General features: G+C 71.3%; 12 protein-coding genes. 2 read left to right on the plus strand and 10 right to left on the minus strand.

All coding sequences use genetic code 11. From position 1 onward, the window contains the following. Positions 1-165 precede the first annotated feature (165 nt). The 5 genes from ilvC to AB0D59_RS36785 all read right to left on the minus strand — a co-directional run bounded on the left by ilvC (position 166) and on the right by AB0D59_RS36785 (position 8,267). Complete coding sequence (gene ilvC, locus AB0D59_RS36765; RefSeq protein ID WP_362574967.1) at positions 166-1,164, minus strand: ketol-acid reductoisomerase; 999 nt, start codon at positions 1,162-1,164, stop codon at positions 166-168. A 119-nt stretch (positions 1,165-1,283) separates the two neighbouring features. Next, on the minus strand, positions 1,284-1,808 hold the full coding sequence (ilvN, locus tag AB0D59_RS36770; RefSeq protein WP_123973946.1) for an acetolactate synthase small subunit: 525 nt from the start codon (positions 1,806-1,808) through the stop codon (positions 1,284-1,286). A gap of 21 nt (positions 1,809-1,829) precedes the next feature. Further along, positions 1,830-3,680: an acetolactate synthase large subunit gene (locus tag AB0D59_RS36775; protein WP_362574970.1), complete on the minus strand. Its 1,851-nt coding sequence runs from the start codon at positions 3,678-3,680 to the stop codon at positions 1,830-1,832. Between the two features lie 243 nt (positions 3,681-3,923). After that, entirely contained in the window at positions 3,924-6,914 is a 2,991-nt protein-coding gene (locus AB0D59_RS36780; RefSeq protein WP_362574972.1) for an EAL domain-containing protein, read from the minus strand. A gap of 402 nt (positions 6,915-7,316) precedes the next feature. Further along, a complete protein-coding gene (locus tag AB0D59_RS36785; RefSeq protein ID WP_362574974.1) occupies positions 7,317-8,267 on the minus strand; it encodes a 2-hydroxyacid dehydrogenase in 951 nt (316 codons plus the stop codon). Between the two features lie 72 nt (positions 8,268-8,339). On the opposite strand from AB0D59_RS36785, the gene AB0D59_RS36790 reads away from it, so the two are divergent. Next, positions 8,340-9,338, plus strand: coding sequence for an aldo/keto reductase (locus AB0D59_RS36790; protein ID WP_362574976.1), 999 nt, complete (start codon positions 8,340-8,342; stop codon positions 9,336-9,338). Between the two features lie 227 nt (positions 9,339-9,565). After that, positions 9,566-10,738 (plus strand): PQQ-dependent sugar dehydrogenase, encoded by a 1,173-nt coding sequence (locus AB0D59_RS36795; RefSeq protein WP_362574978.1) that lies wholly within the window; start codon positions 9,566-9,568, stop codon positions 10,736-10,738. Here the strand turns inward: AB0D59_RS36795 and AB0D59_RS36800 are convergent. The 5 genes from AB0D59_RS36800 to AB0D59_RS36820 all read right to left on the minus strand — a co-directional run bounded on the left by AB0D59_RS36800 (position 10,726) and on the right by AB0D59_RS36820 (position 16,310). Continuing rightward, positions 10,726-13,806 carry an AAA family ATPase gene (locus AB0D59_RS36800; protein WP_362574980.1) on the minus strand — a complete coding sequence of 1,027 codons (3,081 nt, stop codon included), beginning with the start codon at positions 13,804-13,806 and terminating at the stop codon, positions 10,726-10,728. The two genes, AB0D59_RS36795 and AB0D59_RS36800, sit on opposite strands and share 13 nt — an antisense overlap. Positions 13,807-14,242: 436 nt before the next feature. Beyond that, on the minus strand, positions 14,243-14,434 hold the full coding sequence (locus AB0D59_RS36805) for a hypothetical protein (protein WP_362574982.1): 192 nt from the start codon (positions 14,432-14,434) through the stop codon (positions 14,243-14,245). 197 nt (positions 14,435-14,631) lie between these two features. Beyond that, positions 14,632-15,276, minus strand: coding sequence for a hypothetical protein (locus tag AB0D59_RS36810; protein WP_362574984.1), 645 nt, complete (start codon positions 15,274-15,276; stop codon positions 14,632-14,634). 35 nt (positions 15,277-15,311) lie between these two features. Beyond that, positions 15,312-15,887: a GNAT family protein gene (locus tag AB0D59_RS36815; protein ID WP_362574986.1), complete on the minus strand. Its 576-nt coding sequence runs from the start codon at positions 15,885-15,887 to the stop codon at positions 15,312-15,314. Between the two features lie 99 nt (positions 15,888-15,986). Then, on the minus strand, positions 15,987-16,310 hold the full coding sequence (locus AB0D59_RS36820; RefSeq protein WP_362574988.1) for a hypothetical protein: 324 nt from the start codon (positions 16,308-16,310) through the stop codon (positions 15,987-15,989). Between the last annotated feature and the right edge of the window lie 182 nt (positions 16,311-16,492).

The following is a 16,492-nucleotide window of genomic DNA, read 5'->3' on the forward strand; positions in this document are numbered from 1 at the left end:
CCGCGTGGAGACGCACGACGCTGTGGGCCTGACGCGTATGTAGTACGGCAGTGTAGTGGCGTGGTGGTGGTCGTCCTGCGCCTCTGCGGAAGGATCACCCGTCCGAGATTCGACGGGGTGGACAACAGGGCCGGAGCGTGCCGCTCCGGCCCCGTCACCTGGGGCTCACGCCTCTTCGTTCACCCACGACATCAGCTTGCGCAGCTGCTTGCCGGTGGTCTCCAGCAGGTGCTCGGAGTCCTGCTTCTTGTACTCGTTGTACTTCTTCAGACCGCCGTGGTACTCGTCCATCCAGTTGTTGGCGAAGGTGCCGTCCTGGATCTCGACGAGGATCTGCTTCATCTCGGCCTTGGTGGCGTCGGTGATGATCCGCGGACCGGTGACGTAGTCGCCCCACTCGGCGGTCTCGGAGACCGACCAGCGCATCTTCTCCAGGCCGCCCTCGTACATCAGGTCCACGATCAGCTTCAGCTCGTGCAGGCACTCGAAGTAGGCGATCTCCGGCTGGTAGCCCGCCTCGACCAGGGTCTCGAAACCGGCCTTGACCAGGGCGGCCGTACCACCGCACAGGACGGCCTGCTCGCCGAACAGGTCGGTCTCGGTCTCCTCGGTGAAGGTCGTCTTGATGACGCCGGCGCGGGTGCCGCCGATGCCCTTGGCGTAGGACAGGGCCAGCGCGAAGCCGTTGCCGGTGGCGTCCTGCTCGACGGCCACGATGCAGGGGACGCCGCGACCCTCCTCGTACTGACGGCGCACCAGGTGGCCCGGGCCCTTCGGGGCGACCATGCAGACGTCGACGCCGGCCGGGGGCTTGATGAAGCCGAAGCGGATGTTCAGGCCGTGGCCGAAGAACAGGGCGTCGCCGTCGTTCAGGTTCGGGGCGATGGACTCCTCGTAGACCTGGGCCTGGATCGGGTCCGGGACGAGGATCATGATGACGTCGGCCTCGGCGGCGGCCTCGGCCGGGGTCACCACGCGCAGGCCCTGCTCCTCGGCCTTGGCCTTGGACTTGGAGCCCTCGTGCAGACCGACACGCACGTCGACACCGGAGTCACGCAGCGACAGGGCGTGGGCGTGGCCCTGGCTGCCGTAGCCGATGACCGCGACCTTGCGGCCCTGGATGATGGACAGGTCGGCGTCAGCGTCGTAGAACAGCTCGGCCACTTTGGGTTCTCTCCTTGGTGTGCAGATGTTGCGTCCCACCGTATGACGGCGGGCGGAAGGGAAGTTTCGCGGTCTCGGCATACGGGCGGCCGACGGCCGTCGGCCGCCCGTTTCCAGCCTTACGCAGATCGGTCGAGTGCGCGCAGCGACCGGTCGGTGATCGAACGCGCGCCGCGGCCGATCGCGATCGTGCCGGACTGCACCAGCTCCTTGATGCCGAACGGCTCGAGCATCTTGAGCATGGCGGTCAGCTTCTCGCTGCTGCCGGTGGCCTCGACGGTGACGGCCTCCGGGGAGACGTCGACGGTCTTGGCGCGGAACAGCTGGACGATCTCGACGATCTGGGAGCGCGTCTCGTTGTCGGCGCGCACCTTCACCAGAACGAGTTCCCGCTGAACGGCCGAACCCGGCTCCAGTTCGACGATCTTGAGCACCTCGACGAGCTTGTTGAGCTGCTTGGTGACCTGCTCCAGCGGCAGGGCTTCGACACTCACCACGATCGTGATGCGGGAGATGTCGGGGTGCTCGGTGACCCCGACGGCCAGCGAGTCGATGTTGAAGCCCCGCCGGGAGAACAGCGCGGCGATCCGGGCCAGGATGCCCGGCTTGTTCTCCACCAGAACGGAGAGCGTGTGCTTGGACATGGTCTTTTACGTCTCTCTCGCTCAGTCGTCTTCGTTGTCGCCGAAGTCGGGGCGGACGTCCCGGGCGGCCATGATCTCGTCGTTGGAGGTGCCGGCGGCGACCATCGGCCACACCATCGCGTCCTCGTGGACGATGAAGTCGACGACGACCGGGCGGTCGTTGATGGAGTTCGCCTCTTCGATGACCTTGTCGAGGTCGTCCGGGGACTCGCAGCGGATGGAGTAGCAGCCCATGGCCTCCGACAGCTTGACGAAGTCGGGGACCCGGGTGCCGCGGGCGTCCGGGTTGACGTCGTCGGGCCCGGAGTGCAGGACCGTGTTGGAGTACCGCTGGTTGTAGAAGAGGGTCTGCCACTGGCGGACCATCCCGAGGGCGCCGTTGTTGATGATGGCGACCTTGATCGGGATGTTGTTCAGGGCGCAGGTGGTGAGCTCCTGATTGGTCATCTGGAAGCAGCCGTCGCCGTCGATCGCCCAGACGGTCCTGCCGGGCTGGCCGGCCTTGGCGCCCATCGCGGCCGGGACCGCGTAGCCCATGGTTCCGGCGCCGCCGGAGTTCAGCCAGGTGGCGGGCTTCTCGTACTGCACGTAGTGCGCGGCCCACATCTGGTGCTGACCGACGCCCGCCGCGAAGATCGTGCCCTCGGGGGCGAGCTGCCCGACGCGCTCGATGACCTGCTGCGGGGAGAGCGAGCCGTTGTCGGGCAGGTCGTAGCCCAGCGGGTACGTCTCGCGCCAGCGGTTGAGGTCCTTCCACCAGGCGGTGTAGTCGCCCTGATGGCCCTCGCTGTGCTCCTTCTGCACCGCCTGGATCAGGTCGGCGATGACCTCGCGGGCGTCCCCGACGATCGGCACGTCGGCGGCGCGGTTCTTGCCGATCTCCGCGGGGTCGATGTCGGCGTGGACGATCTTGGCGTGCGGGGCGAAGCTGTCCAGCTTGCCGGTGACGCGGTCGTCGAAGCGGGTGCCGAGGGCGACGATCAGGTCGGCCTTCTGCAGCGCGGTGACGGCGGTGACCGCACCGTGCATGCCCGGCATTCCCACGTGCAGCGGGTGGCTGTCGGGGAATGCGCCGAGCGCCATCAGGGTGGTGGTGACGGGCGCTCCGGTGAGTTCGGCGAGGACCTTCAGCTCGGCGGTGGCACCGGCCTTGATGACACCGCCGCCGACATAGAGGACGGGCCGCTTCGCGGCGGTGATCAGCCTGGCGCCCTCGCGGATCTGCTTGGCGTGCGGCTTGGTCACCGGGCGGTAGCCGGGCAGGTCCATGACCGGCGGCCAGGAGAAGGTGGTCTTCGCCTGGAGGGCGTCCTTGGCGATGTCGACCAGCACCGGGCCGGGACGGCCGGTGGAGGCGATGTGGAACGCCTGGGCGATGACCCGGGGGATGTCCTCGGCCTTGGTGACCAGGAAGTTGTGCTTGGTGATCGGCATGGTGATGCCGACGATGTCCGCCTCCTGGAAGGCGTCCGTGCCGATCGAGGAGGACGCGACCTGCCCGGTGATCGCCACGAGCGGCACCGAGTCCATGTGCGCGTCCGCGATCGGCGTCACCAGGTTGGTGGCGCCCGGACCCGAGGTGGCCATACAGACGCCGACCTTCCCGGTGGCCTGCGCGTAGCCGGTGGCCGCGTGACCGGCGCCCTGCTCGTGCCGGCACAGGACGTGGCGCACCCGGGTGGAGTCCATCAGCGGGTCGTAGGCCGGCAGGATCGCGCCGCCGGGGATACCGAATACCGTGTCAGCGCCGACCTCCTCGAGGGAGCGGATGAGGGACTTCGCACCCGTGACGTGCTCGACGGGCGCGGACTGCTGTCCTCCGGAACGGGGCCGCGGCTGCGGATGGTGGGCCCCCGGGGCCTGCTCGGTCATCGGCATTCTCTTCTCGATGCTGAGGGTTTTTGCGAGGTTCGTACGGATTTCTGCCGCCGTACGTCTGGTGCTGGTGCAACAAAAAACCCCTCGTGCCGGAAGGCAAGCGAGGGGAGCGCGTCGGTGTGGTCGCTGGGGGTTCCGGATACTTCTCCGGTGGTTCCCAGCTCAGCCGACGCGCTGTCCAAGTACGAGAATTCGGGTGCGCATGGAACTGACCCTCCCTCTGACGCGCACCACGTGTCAAGTGGGTGGGACGGGAGTCTCATTATGTGAGCGAAGGGCACTGCCGCCTCCGAGCACCGCGGGCACACCACTGGTGTACACCCCGCCGCCTCCGCCCGCGAACGCCGGCTCGGCCGGTGCGTGCGGCACCGGATAGTGGCCGGAACCGAGGGCCCGGCGCAGCCGGTACTCGTCCACCGGGCCGGAGAAGGCCATGCCCATCCCGTGCGTGCATCCCATCGCGCGCAGCGCCGTGACCTGCTCGGGCAGGTCCACGCCCTCGGCCACCGACTGGAGCCCGAGATCGCCGGCGATCCGCAGCAGCCCGCTGGTGATCTTGTGCAGCCGGGGCGACTCGACGACCCCCTCGACCAGACTGCGGTCGAGCTTGAGCATGTCGACGGGAAGCTTCCGCAGGGCCGTGATCGCCGCGTAGCCGCTGCCGAAGCCGTCCAGCGCGATCCGGACACCGTGCCGGCTGAGCGCGGTCAGACGCCGCTCCAGCTCGTCCAGCGGAACCCTGGGATCGGTGTCGGACAGCTCCAGGATCAGCGCCCCCGACGGCAGCCCGTGCCGGGTGAGCAGAGCCTCCACGGAGCCGAGCGGCGAGGACCGGTCGAGCAGCCGCCGGGCGCACGTCCGGACGGCGACCGGCACCACGAGCCCGCCCGCGGCCCGCTCGGCGGCCTGTTCGACCGCCTCCTGGAGGATCCAGCGGTCCAGTTCGGAGGTCTTGTCGCTGTCCTCGGCGACCCGCAGGAACTCGGCCGGTGTGAACAGCACCCCCTGCGAGGAGCGCCAGCGCGCCTGTGCGGAGACCGAGTCGATCCGGCCGCTCTCCAGGCACACCACGGGCTGGTGCAGCAGCGCGAACTCGCCGTCGTGCAGCGCGGCCCGCAGCCGGGTGGCCAGTTCCGCCTTGCGTACGACGTCCTGCTGCATCTGCGGCTTGTACAGCTCGACGCGGCCCTTTCCTGCCGACTTGGCGCGGTACATCGCGAGGTCGGCGTTGCGCAGCAACTCCCCGGCGCCAAGACCCGGTTCGGCGAAGGCGACGCCGATGGACGCGTTGACACGGACATCGTTGCCGTCAATGGCGTACGGCTGCGAGAGGGTCACCCTGAGGCGGTCGGCGAGCTCCAGGATGTGCCGCTCCCGGGCACTGCGTTCACGGGTGCCGTCACCGACGATCAGCGCCGCGAACTCGTCGCCGCCCAGCCGGGAGGCGGTGTCGCCGTGGCGAACCGCGTCCTGGAGTCTGCGCGCGGCCTGGACGAGCAGTTCGTCGCCGGCCTGGTGCCCGATCGTGTCGTTGACGGCCTTGAACCCGTCCAGGTCGATGAAGAGCACGGCCGTGTTCCGCAGGGCGGGACCCCGGTCCGAGGAACGGCGGCCGGACAGGGCCTGCTGCACGCGCCGGGTGAACAGGGCGCGGTTGGGCAGGTCGGTCAGCGGATCGTGCTCGGCGTTGTGCTGGAGCTGCGCCTGCAGCCGCACTCTTTCGGTCACGTCCCGGCTGTTGAAGATGAGGCCGCCGTGGTGCCGGTTGACGGTGGACTCGACATTGAGCCAGCCGCCGTCGCCGGACCGGAAACGGCACTCGATACGGGTGGTGGCTTCCTCCAGGGGGCTGGTGGCGAGGAAGCGGCGCACCTCGTGCACCACGCAGCCCAGGTCCTCCGGGTGGATGAGGTTGCCCAGCTCGGAGCCGACCAGCTCCTCGGCGGGCCGACCGTAGACCCCGGCGGCGGCCGGGGAGACGTACCGGAGGATGCCGTTGGGCGCGGCGATCATGATGACGTCGCTGGAGCCCTGCACCAGGGAGCGGAAGTGGTTCTCCTTCTGCGCCAGTTCCTGGGTGAGGGTGATGTTGTCGAGCAGCATGATGCCCTGGCGCACCACGAGCGCGAGGACCACACAGCCGGCGGTGATCAGGACGACGTGGTCCGGGCTGCGACCGTTGAGCACGTTGTAGAGGATGCCCAGCGTGCACACGGCGGCGGCCAGGTACGGGGTGAGCGCGGCCAGCGAGCCGGTCAGGGGGCGGCCCACCGGGTACCGGCTGATCTCGCCGCCCGGGGCGGACGCCTGCTTGGGTGCCGTGGCCCGTCCGCCGGGCACGTGCTCGTGGACCACGCGCGTGTGTCCCTCGGGCTCCCCGGTCGGTCGGGGAGCGGCCCAGGGGGCGTACGCCAGCAGCAGCGAGCCGGCGAACCAGCCCGCGTCCAGCAGCTGGCCGGAGCGGTAGCTGCTGTGCAGCAGTGGGGAGGTGAACAGGGCGTCGCACATCACGGTCAGGGCCAGCGCGCCGATCGCGGTGTTCACCGCGGTGCGGTTGCCCGGCGAGCGCCGGAAGTGCAGCGCGAGCACCATGCTGACCAGGGCGATGTCCAGCAGCGGATACGCCAGCGAGAGCGCGGTGTGCGCGACGCTGGGCCCGTCGAGCCGGGCGGCTTGGGCGAGCGCGAGGCTCCACGACAGGGTGAGCAGCGAGCCGCCGATCAGCCAGGCGTCCAGCGCCAGGCAGGTCCAACCGGCCCTGCTCATCGGCCGCTTGGCCAGCACCAGCAGACCGACGATGGCGGGCGGCGCGAAGCACAGGAAGAACAGGTCGGCGTAGCTGGGGCTGGGCACGGGCCGCTGGAGCACGACCTCGTACCACCCCCAGACCGCGTTGCCCAGGGCCGCCATCGCCGAGGAGAGGGCGAACAGCAGCCACGCGGGACGAAAGCGGACCCGCGGGGAGCGGGCGTAGCAGAAGCAGGACACGGCGGCGGTGCCAGCGGCCGCGGTCAGACCGAAGTCACCCATGAACAGGGCGATTTGGTTCGAGCCCCAGTCGAACGCGGAACCGACGGCGTATCCCGCGCAGAGCAGGGCCAGGACGAGTTGGCGGACCATGCCGGTCCCGCCGCCGGTGGCCGGCGGCCGGGAGTGCGGCATCCCCGCCGGAGGCTGTGCCCGCAGCGCTCCGGGGAGGGTGGTCGTCACAGGCGTCGGCGCTGTCACCGGATGCTCCCGGTCTGCGCCGCTCCCGAGTCCCTCGGGTCCCGGTGCGCCGGGTGAGCGTGCCTCCTGCGTCCGCTGTGCCTGCGGTGGTGGTGATGGCTGGTGTGGTGGCCGCGTCTGCGCGCAGCTGTGCGCCAGGGTCGCCGCCGGCGGCTCCGCCGCGTCGGATCGTTCGCCCATAGGCCGTGCATCGCCCGTCGCCCCCCTCACAAATCTGAAATGTCCATCCCCGGCGCCGAACGGTGCGCGGCGCAGCCCCTGTCGGGACGATACACCAGTCTCGTCACTCAGGGACATAGCTTCTCTACGCTCCGTGACGGCCAGCGGCTATACGCGTACGCACCGCGCCCGGAAGGTCGCGGACCGTACCGGAAGCGGATTACACGCGTGTTGCTGCGATTGTCAGTTGTCGGTGGATCCCGTCGTAAGGATCACGTTTCGCAACGGCTCCCGGTTCACGAAGCGGGTCAACTGGTCGGTGACGAGCCGCTTGGCGCGCGGCAGGAAGGCCGAGGTGGGACCGCCGACATGAGGGCTGATCAGCACGCCGGGCGCCTGCCACAAGGGATGTCCGGCGGGCAGCGGCTCGGGATCGGTGACGTCCAGGGCGGCGGTGAGGCGGCCGCTCTCCAGCTCGGTGAGGAGCGCCTTGGTGTCCACGACGGGCCCGCGCGCGATGTTCACGAGCAGTGCGCCGTCCTTCATCCGCGCGAGGAACTCCGCGTTGACCAGGCCACGCGTGGTGTCCGTGAGCGGCAGGGCGAGGATGACGACATCGGCTTCCGGAAGCAGTTGCGGCAGTTCGGTGAGCGGATGCACAGGACCGCGCGCCGAGGCGCGCCCGGAGCGCGCGACGCGCGCCACCCGCGCAACCTCGAACGGCACGAGCCGGTCCTCGACGGCCGAACCGATGGCGCCGTAACCGACGATGAGGACGCTCTTGTCGGCGAGGGCGGGGTGGAAGCCGCCCTCCCAGTGCTCCTGCTGCTGGGCCCGCACGAACCCCGGGACACCGCGCAGGGACGCCAGGGTCAGGGTGAGCGCGAGTTCGGCGGTGCTCGCCTCGTGCACCCCGCGCGCGTTGCACAGCGGCACGCCGGGGACGATGAGGGCGCGGGCCGCGATCATGTCGTCGACACCGGCGGTGAGGGTCTGGATGAGGCGCAGGTTGCGCATCTCCGGCAGCGGCCGCGCTCGCACCTTCTGCGGCTTCGTGTAGGGGACGACATACACGGCGCAGTCGGCGGGATCACCGGGAAAGTCCTGGTCCCCGTCCCAGAAGAGATAGTTGAGGCCGTCGGGGAGCTCCTGGAACTCCTTCAGCGGGATGGGGAGCCATGCGTCTTGGGTCATGCCAGGAGGCTATGTCAGGGAGTGCGCGCGCAGAGGTTAGGTTGGGGGCTCTAGAAGGAGGTTCACGAGCTGGTGGAGCGCAGGACGATCGGCGCGGGGGCGCTCGCGGTGGGGGCCGTCGGACTCGGGTGCATGCCGATGAGCTGGGCCTACAGCGGGTCGCGGCAGCGCGGTGACGAGTCGGTGAGGGCGGTGCACCGGGCGCTGGACCTGGGCGTGACGCTGCTGGACACCGCGGACATGTACGGCCCGTTCACCAATGAGCTGCTGCTGGGGCGGGTGCTCAAGGAGCGGCGTGCCGAGGCCTTCGTGTCGACCAAGGTGGGCCTGCTGGTCGGCGACCAGCACATCGTGGCGAACGGCCGGCCCGGCTATGTGAGGCGCGCCTGCGACGCGTCCCTGCGGCGGCTGCAGACCGACGTCATCGACCTCTACCAACTGCACCGCGCCGATCCCGAGGTTCCCGTCGAGGAGACCTGGGGCGCGATGGCAGAGCTGGTGCAGGCGGGGAAGGTGCGCGCGCTGGGGCTGTGCGCCCTGGGGGCGCGCGGGGGGCGCAGGTCCGGCGCGCGGCTGCACGACGCGACCCTGCGCCAGTTGCGGCGGGTGCAGCAGGTGTTTCCGGTGAGCGCGGTGCAGGCGGAGCTGTCGGTGTGGTCGCCGGAGGCGCTGGAGGCGCTGCTGCCGTGGTGCGAGGCGCGGGGTGTGGGTTTCCTGGCGGCGATGCCGCTGGGCAACGGCTTCCTCACCGGCACGCTCACGCCGGGCGAGGGCTTCGAACCGGACGACGTGCGGGCTCGGCACCCTCGCTTCACGGCGGAGATGATGGCGGCCAACCAGCCGATCGTCGCGGGGCTGCGGCGGGTCGCCCGGCGGCACGGTGAGGAGGTCACCGCGGCTCAGGTGGCGCTGGCGTGGGTGCTGTCGCGGGGGCGGCACGTGGTTCCGGTGCCGGGGACCAAGCGGGAGCGGTGGGCGGCGGAGAACGCGGATGCGGTGGATGTGCGGCTGACCGCGCAGGACCTGGGGGAGCTCGGGCTGCTGCCTGCCGCGCAGGGCTCGTGGGACTGAGGGCGCTGTCGGAGGTGCCGCGACGGGTGGTCGGGGCGCTGCCGCGCCTTCGTGGCTGGTCGCGCCCGCGCGGCGGAGCCGCACAGCAACACGGCCCCGCGCCCCTTACGGGGCGCCTGTTCGGGGCGCTTCCCGGAAACGCCCCGCGTCATGATCCGCCGGACAGGTGCCCGGCCGCCGGGCTACGGTCGAAGGTGCCGGTGGACCGTGTCCGTGTCGAAGGGACCATGATTGTGCGACGTCGTGCTGTGCCGGCCGTGTTGGCCGCGGCCGGACTCCTGCTGGTGGCGGGGTGTTCCTCCGGCGGCGGTGATGAGGATCTGCCCACGCCGTCCTGGGCCGGGGGTACGTCGGCCGCCGGTTCCTCCGCGTCCGCAGGGGCGAGCCGGTCGCCCGCGCCCGCGAAGGGCTCGGTGAAGGTGGTGCGCACGGTCGCCGAGGGCCTGAAGTCGCCGTGGGGGCTCGCGCCGCTGCCGGACGGTTCCGGGCTGCTCGTCTCCGACCGCGACGACGGCACGATCAGCAAGGTCGACGAGAAGACCGGGAAGAAGACCGAACTGGGCACCGTCTCCGGGGTGTCCGCGGCCGGTGAGGGGGGTCTGCTGGGCATCGCCCTCTCCCCCGGCTTCGCCTCGGACCACATGATCTACGCGTACTTCACCTCGGCCTCCGACAACCGCGTCGTGCGCATGCTCTGGGACGAGGGCAAGCCGGCCGGGGAGCAGCTGGGCGCCCCCGACACGATCTTCAAGGGCATCCCCAAGGGGTTCATCCACAACGGCGGCCGGATCGCCTTCGGCCCGGACGGCATGCTCTACGCCGGCACCGGCGAGAGCGGGCAGCGGGGCCTCGCCCAGGACAAGGACTCCCTCGGCGGCAAGATCCTGCGGCTTACCCCGGAGGGCGAACCGGCTCCCGGCAATCCCTTCCCCGGCTCGCCGGTCTACACCTACGGCCACCGCAATGTGCAGGGCCTGGCCTGGGACGACCACCAGCGGCTGTTCGCCTCGGAGTTCGGCCAGGACACCTGGGACGAGCTGAACGCCATCAAGCCCGGCGGCGACTACGGCTGGCCGAACGCGGAGGGCCGGTCCTCCGACGCCAAGTACGTGAACCCGATCGCCCAGTGGCACACCGACGACGCCTCCCCCAGCGGCATCGCCTACGTCGACGGCGTGATCTGGATGGCCGGGCTCAAGGGTCAGCGGCTGTGGCGCATCCCGCTGAAGGGCACCGTCGCGGGCGCCGAACCCCAGGCCTTCCTCAAGGGCGAGTACGGCCGGCTGCGCACGGTCGTCGCGGCGGGCGGCGACAAGGTGTGGCTGGTGACCAGCAACACCGACGGGCGCGGGAAGCCGAAGCCGGGCGACGACCGGATCCTGGAGCTTCAGGTGCGCTGACCGGCGGTGGCGCCGCGGTCGGTGCGGTCCGTGCGGTCGGGCCGGTCCGTGCGGTCGGGCGGGAACAGCTCCAGACGGTGGGCCATCGCCGCGGCCTCTCCCCGCCCCGAGACGCCGAGCTTGCCCAGGATGTTGGAGACGTGGACGCTGGCGGTCTTCGGGGAGATGAAGAGCTCCTCGGCTATCTGGCGGTTGGTACGGCCCGCCGAGACCAGCCGCAGGACGTCCCGCTCCCGGCTGGTGAGGCCGAGGCTCTCGGCGGGGTCCAGGGACCGGCGCGGGCTGCCGGTGGTGAGGCTGAGACGGGCACGCTGGGCGAGCAGGGCGACGGCCTCGGCGAGCGGGCGGGCGCCCAGGTGGCCGGCGACCGCCCCGGCCAGCCGGAGCAGTTCGGTCGCGCGGTCGCGCTCGTCGTCGCCGGACGCCTCTTCGAGGAGGACCTGGGCGAGGCGGCGGCGAACCCGGGCGAGGTCGTAGGGGCGGTCCAGGCGCTCGAAGTCGGTGACCACGTCGGACCAGATCGCGGCGGTGTCGGTGCCCCGGGCCCGGTGCAGTTCGGCCCGGGTCCAGCGCTCGTACGCCAGCCAGAGGGGCGCACCGGTGGTGAGTTTGCGGACGGCCTCGGTGAGCCGGTCCAGGAACTCGGCGCGGCCGTCGGCGACCGCGGGCAGGGCCCGGGCGTCGGCCTCGGCAACGGCGGCGGCCAGCAGCAGGGGCCAGCCGTAGCGCTGGGTGCCCGGCGGGAAGCCGCGCTCCAGGGCACGGTCCAGCTCGGCGCGGGCGTCGAGGAACCGGCCCTCCTCGGCGGCGACGCCGACCGCGATCCGGGCGACGGGCAGCAACGCCTGGGGCATCGGATCGTGGGTGCCGTAGTGCTCGTGGGCGATGGCGAGTTGGCGGGCGGCCTCGGCGGCGTCCCCACGGGCGAGGGCGATTTTCGCGAGACGCAGGGCGCCGGCGCCCCGGGGCTTGGCGGTGGCCGCGGAGCCGAGGGCGCCCGCAGCGGCTTCGGCGGCCTCGTCCCACTGACCGAGCGCGTACAGCGAGTCGGAGAGGTTGCCCCAGATCCACACCTCGGAGTCCAGCAGGCCGTACCTGCGGGCGAAGACGAGGCCCTCGCGCAGGATGGGCACCGCCTCCCCGCTGCGGCCGACCGAGTCCAGCTCGGAGGGCAGGTTCACATAGGCGCGGCCCGCGACACCGGCCGCGCCCTCCCGGAGGGCGGCCTCCTTGACCTGGCGCAGTTCCGCCATCCCGTTCTCGACATCGCCCGCGTCGACCATGAGGCAGCCCACGGTGATGCGGGCGTTGAGCTCGATCTCCCGGGCGCCCACCATCCGCGCGTACTCCACGGCCCGTTCGGCGGCGGCGAAGGCCTCGGGGCCGGGTTCGTGGAGCATGCACCAGTTGGCGACGTTGGCCAGGACATCGGCGTGCACCTCCGAGGGCGGCAGGCCGCGCACCAGCTCCTGAGCGGTGTCGAGCTCCTGCCAGCCGTCGCCCCGGGCCAGGTCCTGGACCAGGCGGGAGCGCTGCACCCAGAACCAGGCCGCGCGCAGGGGATCCCCCTCGTCCTCGACCATCCGCAGCGCCCTCTTGGTGATCTTCAGGGCGCGTTCGCGCTCCCCGCAGAAGCGGCCCGCGACCGCCGCCTCCGCCATCAGGTCGAGATAGCGCAGCGGTGTGGTGGCCGGATCGCAGCCGCAGGGAGGGTAGACGTCGGTGTAGTCGACGGGGCGCAGGGCGGCGCGGATCTCCTCGGGGGCCGAGTCCCACAGCTCCATCGCCCGCTCCAGGAGCCGCAGTTGCTCGCTGTAGGCGTACCGGCGGCGGGCCACGACGGAGGCGCCGAGGACGGCGGGCAGGGCCTTGGCGGGGTCGTGGGCCTGGTACCAGTAGCTGGCCAGCCGGGTCACCCGCGCGTCGGCCGGCACCAGCCCCGGGTCGGACTCCAGGGCCTCGGCGTAGCGCCGGTTGAGGCGGGAGCGTTCGCCGGGGAGCAGGTCGTCGGCGACGGCCTCGCGGACCAGGGAGTGCCGGAAGCGGTAGCCGTCGCCGGCGGGCGTGGCGGTGAGGATGTTGGCTCCGACGGCGGCCCGCAGCGCCTCGATGAGGTCGTCCTCGGCGAGCTGGGCGACGGCGGCGAGGAGCCGGTACTCGACGGTGGAGCCGCCCTCGGCGACGATCCGGGCGACCCGCTGGGCGCTCTCGGGCAGCGCCTCGACCCGCACCAGCAGCAGGTCGCGCAGTGAGTCGGTGAGCCCGGTGCAGCAGCCCTCGGCCCAGGCGACGGCGAGCTCCTCGACGAAGAAGGCGTTGCCGTCGGAGCGCTCGAAGATCTTGTCGACCTGGGCGGGGTCGGGTTCGGCGGCGAGGATGCCGGCCATCTGGCGGCCGACCTCCTCCCTGTTGAAACGGGCGAGTTCGACACGGCGGACGGTGCGCAGCCGGTCGAGTTCGGCGAGGAGCGGGCGCATCGGGTGGCGGCGGTGGATGTCGTCGGAGCGGTAGGTGGCGAGGACGACGAGCCGGCCGGTGCGCAGGGTGCGCAGCAGATAGGAGAGGAGGTGGCGGGTGGAGGCGTCGGCCCAGTGCAGGTCCTCCAGGGCGACGACCACCGTGCGCTCGGCGGCGACCCGTTCCAGCAGCCGTGCGGTGAGCTCGAAGAGCCGGGCCATACCCTGCTCGTCATGGCGACTGGAGGAGGCCTCGCCGAACTCCGGCAGCAACCGGGCCAGCTCGTCCTCCTGCCCGGCGGCGGCCGCGGCCAGTTCGTCGGGCAGCGCGGCCCGCAGCGCGCGCAGCGCGGTGGAGAAGGGGGCGAACGGCAGCCCGTCGGCGCCGATCTCCACGCAGCCGCCGAGCGCGACGACCGCACCCCGGCGGCAGGCGGCCGCGGCGAACTCCTCGACCAGCCGTGTCTTGCCGACCCCGGCCTCGCCGCCGAGCAGCAGCGCCTGAGGCTCGGCGGCCTCGGCACGCGCCAGCGCGTCGTGCAGCGTCCCCAACTCGTCGCTGCGGCCTACGAACACGGGACTCACGGACCTGGTTTCCACAGGCCAGAGCATCGCATGCGGTTCGGAGCGGACGGCAGCGGTTTTCCACAGTCCCGGTGCGCTTGTCATACGACCCCCCGACGAGCCGCCCAACGGTGACCGACCCCCCGCGCACCCTCCAACGACACACGACCTGACGGCATCCCGCCCGACGGCACACGGACAGACGGCCCACCACTCACCGGCAGACGGACCGACGGCCCACCACTCACCGGCACACGACCCGACAGCGTCCCGCCCACCGGCACACGACCCGACGGCGTACAGGCCGACGGCGTAGGAACCGAAGACGTAGGAGCCGAAGACGTAGGAGCCGAAGACGTAGGAGCCGAAGGCAGTCCCGGGGACCGGTGGCCGACCCCCGTACGGCCACCGGTCTCCGGGTCCTCGGCCGGGCCCCCGGCCGGGTTCTGGGTCGCCGGGCGGTCGGTGCCGCCCGGCCCCCTGTTCACACCGTGCCCGGGAGCCGGCGTCGGCTGCGGCGGCCGGTATGGACTTCCTCCGGCACGGCGGCCTGGCGGGCCGTCTGCGCGCTGCGGGCGACCCGGCGGGAGCGGACGGCCTCGCGGGCCAGGCGGGCCTCGGCGGCCTGGCGGTGCAGTTCGGCGGCACGGACCTGCTGGAGTTCGAACTCGAACATGATGTTTCCCTTGTGAGAGACGGCGGTTGGGCTTCGCTTGTCGCGATGCCTCCACCTTCGTCTCCCAGGGGGGTCCGCCACATCGGGAGAGTTCCGCATCTTCGGACGGCCGCCGGGCCCCGGGCACGCATAAGGGGCCTCAGGTCGTCCATAAGGTGCTTACGGACGCCCTAAGGCCCCTTCCGACCTGGGCTGTCTCAGCTGGTCGAGGGGAGTCCGAGGAGCGCGTCGGAGTACTTGAGGACGGCCAGCAGCAGGCCGATGACACCGAGGGCGACACCCGCCCAGGCGACCGACTTGATCCACGGCGCCTGCGGCTTGCCGGGGGCACCGAAGGCGGGCCGGGCGAGCACCACGACGCCGGTGATCAGCGCCACCAGCGCGAACGCGCCGGCCCACAGCGCGGTGGTCTGCCAGGCGTCGCCGTAGACCTCCTTGACCTGCTTGGCGACGCTCGCGCTCGACGAGGTCTGGAGCTGGCCGACGAGTGTCTCGCGGGCGGCGGCCACCGTACCGATCCAGCCACCCGTGAGGGAGACCAGGCCGAGCACGACGGAGACGACGGCGGCGGCGCCCTGGCCGACCCCGGACGGGCCCTCGGCCAGGTCCTCGGCCGGCTCTCCGGCAAGGTCGGCGTCGTCCTCCAGGTCCTCCGCGTCCAGTTCGGCGTCCGTGCCGTCGGCGGCCTCGGTCCCGGCGGCCGCCGCCTCCGGCTCGGCACCGGCCTCCGCCTTGGACTCCGTCACGTCGTCGGCGTTCTTGGTGACGCTCACCTTCTCCTCGTCGGTCGTGGCCTCGGCGCCCGTCTCGGCACCGGTCTCGTCAGCTGTCTTGGTTCCCATGTCCGGCACCGTACGGATCCTGTCTGAGAGGCGTCTTAATGATCGTTCTGTGCGGCACGCGCGCGTGCTTCGCGCCATTCCGGGGCGAGGATCGACCACACCTCCAGGTCGTGCCGTAGGCCACCATAGGGGTGCGCCTGGCGGCGTACGCCATCGCGGGTCATCCCCAGCCGCCGTGCCACGTTCAGGCTGGGCTCGTTGCCCGAGGCGGCGACCCACTCGATCCGGTGGATGCCGCGCTGCTCGACCGCGAAGTCGATCAGTACCCGCATCGCGCGCGTGACGAGTCCGCGCCCGGTGCCGGCCGGCTCCAGCCAGCAGCCGACCTCGCAGTTCCCGGTCTCCGCGTCGAAGTTCAGGAAGAGCACCCCGCCGACGAGCGTGCCCTTCAGCCACAGGCCGTGCAGGGAGCCGGTGTCGGCGGCGCGCAGGTCGGCGTACCGCTGGAGCATCGCCCGCGCGGAGGGCACGTCCGTCTCCCTGGAACCGAAGGAGATGAACTGTCCGATGAACTCCCGCCCGCGTTCCAGGTGGGCCAGGAACTCCTCGGCGTGCCAGGGCTCCAGCGGACGCAGTTCGGCGCCGTCGTCGCCCAGGGATATCGCGTACATCGTGCTTCTCCAGTTCCACCACGTCTTCGACCAGCACGTCGAGCCTCTCATGCGCGGCGCGGCACTCGGGCGGCTCGATGCTGATCCGGGGCGGGTAGCTCAGTCGAACTGGTCTCCGAGAGCCATGACCATGACCCCCAGGATCATCAGCCAAAGGGCTCTGCGGGTACGGCCCCGGGCCCCGAGCGCCCCCGCGGCCACACACACGGCGGAGCCCACCGCATAGGCGGCCGGGACCAGTACGGGTACGCCGCCGCCCAGTCTCATCAGGGAGGCGGTCAGACCCATCAGGGTCAGCAGGACCCCGGTCAAGGTGGCGGTCCAGCGGGCCCGACGGGCGTCCTCGTAAGGATCCTCGTCGTCCTCCGCGGCCTCCACCTCGGTTATCTCGGGTTCGGTGTCGGATTCCGCGTATCCGGTCATGGCGGGCGAGCGTAGTACCCGCACCTGAGGAAACCTGCTGCGAATGATGTCGACAACTGCTAGCTTCCGCTGGTCAGCCTTGATCGGCCCCTCGCCGACGACCGAAGCGGGTGCATTGTTTGCCGGTCCGAATGAGCTCCTACGCATCGCCTTCCACTACGAAGATCACAAGGAGCCCGTTC

The sequence above is a fragment of the Streptomyces sp. NPDC048417 genome (assembly GCF_040651615.1).
In the GTDB taxonomy this organism is placed as follows: Bacteria; Actinomycetota; Actinomycetes; order Streptomycetales; family Streptomycetaceae; genus Streptomyces.